We start from the raw sequence: 2422 nt of genomic DNA, 5'->3' as shown, positions 1-2422 counted from the left end.
CGGCCTCCAGCCCGGGTTCGTCGAGCGCCTCGAACGGCGGGGCGAGGAGGCCGTCCACCAGGTGGCCGACGAGATCAGCGCCGAGTACGCCGAGGCCGACGTGCGGACCATCGTGGAACAGACCACCCAGAAGGGCGCCGCCGGCGTGATCGCGACGTACGTCGAGGAGAACGACGTCGACGCGGTCGTGATGGGCTCGCACGGCCGCGGGGACCTGAAGCGGGCGCTGCTCGGGAGCGTCGCGTCGAAGGTGCTCCGGAGCGTCGACGTGCCGGTGCTCGTGGCGGTCCGGGGCGGGCGCTGATCGCTACGCGACGCCCGTGATCTCGAAGCGGGCGCCGCCGTCCTCGCTCGCCGTCAGCGAAACCGTCCAGCCGTGGGCGTCGGCGACGCTCCGGACGATGTTCAGTCCGAACCCGGTCCCCCGGGGGTTGGTGGAGTAGCCCGGATCGAACACCGTCTCGCGTTCGTCCACGGGCACGCCGGGACCGTCGTCGGCGACGAAGAAACCGTCCGGGAGCGGGCCGACCGTCACCGTGCAGTCGGGACCGGCGTGTTCCGCGCTGTTCCGGAACAGGTTCTCGAACAGCTGACGGAGCTGGTCCCGATCGGCCTCGACACGGCGATCCTCTTCGACGACCAGCGAGGCGTCGCCGGTCTCGACGGTGGCCCACGCCTCGCGGGCGATCGACTCGACGGCGACCGGCTCGAACTCCATCGCGTCCGTTCCCTCCTGTGCGATCGCGAGCAGGTCGTCGATCAGCGTCCCCATCCGGTCGAGCGCGCGACGGATGTCCGGGATATGCTCGCTGTCGACCTCCTCGGCGAGCAGTTCGAGCCGCCCCTGTGCGACCTGCAGGGGGTTCCGGAGGTCGTGGCTCACGACGCTCGAGAACTCCTCTAAGCGCTCGTTCTTGCGGAGCAGCTCCTCCTCGCGGGCCTTGCGTTCGGTGATGTCGCGGTCGATGGCAACGAAGCGGTCCTCGCCGTTCACCGTCCGCCGGATCAGGTGTACCTCGACGGGGAACGTCGAGCCGTCGGCGCGTTCGAGTCGGCCCTCGAACCGCCGGGGGGTGTCGATCGGAAGCTCCTGCCAGAACGACTTGGCGCGCTCGGGGTCGGCGGTCGCGTCGACCTCCCAGACCGACATCCCGACGAGCTCGTCGCGCTCGTAGCCGAGCTCCTCGCAGGCCCGGCGGTTCACGTCCAGCAGGACGCCGTCGGCGTCGTGGACGACGACGATGTCCGGCGAGAGCTTGAACAGCGCCTCGACCCGCTGGCCGCGGCTGGCCTCCTCGACGATACAGACGTGGCCGCCGCCCTCCATCCGGGTCAACACGAGCCGTTCCGGGACGCGCTCGCCGGCGCTCGTGAGCCCGGTCGAGAGCCCCCGCCACGACCCCTCCCGTTCGAGTTGGGGCAGGATCTCCTCGTGGAAGCGCTGGGCCTCGTCGTCGGGGTAGAGCAGCTCCCAGTGCTCGCCGATCAGCTCGGTCCTGTCGCGGTCGTAGATCGCGGCGTACGCCCGGTTGACGTAGCGATAGATACCGTCCTCGTCGATGATTCCGATCCCCTCCTCGGCGGCCTCGAGCGCGCGGTACCCCTGTCGGACCTCCTGTTCGGCTCGGTGTTTCTCGACGAGGTTCTCGACGGCGTTTGCGAGCACCGAGTACGTCTCCGGCCCGCCCTTCTGGAGGTACTCGTCGACGCCGGCGGAGATGGCGCGGCTGGCGATCTCCTCGCTGCCCTTGCTCGTGAACAGCACGAACGGGATCTCGATCCCCGCGCCACGAACCCGCTCCAGCAGTTCGAGCCCCGACAACGGCGGCATGTCGAAGTCGCTCACGATACAGTCGAGACGCTCCTCCCGGAGCGTCGGGACCGCCGCCGCCGGGTCCGTCAGCGTCGTCGTCCGAGCGTCCGCCAGCTCCCGTTCGAGAAACGTCGCGGTCATCTCGGCGACCTGGGCGTCGTCGTCGACGACGAGCACGTCGATACGGCGATCGCCCGCGTCGAGCGGGACCAGCTCGCTCAGCGGGGCCGTCGGCATGGGGCGATCTCCGGCCGCCCGGTATAAATAAGCCGCTCTCCCAGCAGTCTGGGCGCGCCGGTCGGTTCCTTCTTGGACGCGCCACGCCGACCTCCCGCCATGTCTCGCGTCTGCTGGCAGTGCGGGAGCCGAACCGACGACGAGCGCCGGGTCCGGTGTGACTGCGGCGAACCGCTCTGGCTCGACACCGACCCCGAGTCGGTGCCCGACTCCTGGCCCGACCGCGTCGAGTCGATGTGGGACGTCCTGCCGCTGCTCGGCGTCGACCGGCCCGAGCCGTCGGCGGGGCTGCCGACCGCGGCCGGCGGAACGCCGCTGCTCCGCGGCGAGACGCTCGACGCCGAGGGCGTCACCGTCCACGTCAAACACGAG

2 protein-coding genes and 1 pseudogene are annotated in these 2422 nt (G+C 70.5%); 2 read left to right on the top strand and 1 reads right to left on the bottom strand.

What is annotated here, in order from left to right; translation table 11 throughout:
* The coding region (locus ACFR9S_RS12650) for a universal stress protein (protein ID WP_379818811.1) at positions 1–304 on the top strand (304 nt) is incomplete at its 5' end.
* A gap of 3 nt (positions 305–307) precedes the next feature.
* Here the strand turns inward: ACFR9S_RS12650 and ACFR9S_RS12645 are convergent.
* Positions 308–2050 (bottom strand): PAS domain S-box protein, encoded by a 1743-nt coding sequence (locus tag ACFR9S_RS12645; RefSeq protein WP_379732493.1) that lies wholly within the window; start codon positions 2048–2050, stop codon positions 308–310.
* 99 nt (positions 2051–2149) lie between these two features.
* Between ACFR9S_RS12645 and ACFR9S_RS12640 the strand changes: the two are divergent.
* Positions 2150–2422, top strand: a pseudogene (locus ACFR9S_RS12640) (threonine synthase); the annotation flags it as partial.

This window comes from Halolamina salina (genome assembly GCF_042678005.1).
In the GTDB taxonomy this organism is placed as follows: domain Archaea; phylum Halobacteriota; class Halobacteria; order Halobacteriales; family Haloferacaceae; genus Halolamina; species Halolamina salina.
This window is presented reverse-complemented; position numbering and strand designations above follow the sequence as displayed.

What these genes read in the sequence shown, in the direction of transcription:
- ACFR9S_RS12645 (WP_379732493.1), bottom strand. Translation starts at nt 2,050, where the DNA reads ATGCCGACGGCCCCGCTGAGCGAGCTGGTCCCGCTCGACGCGGGCGAT.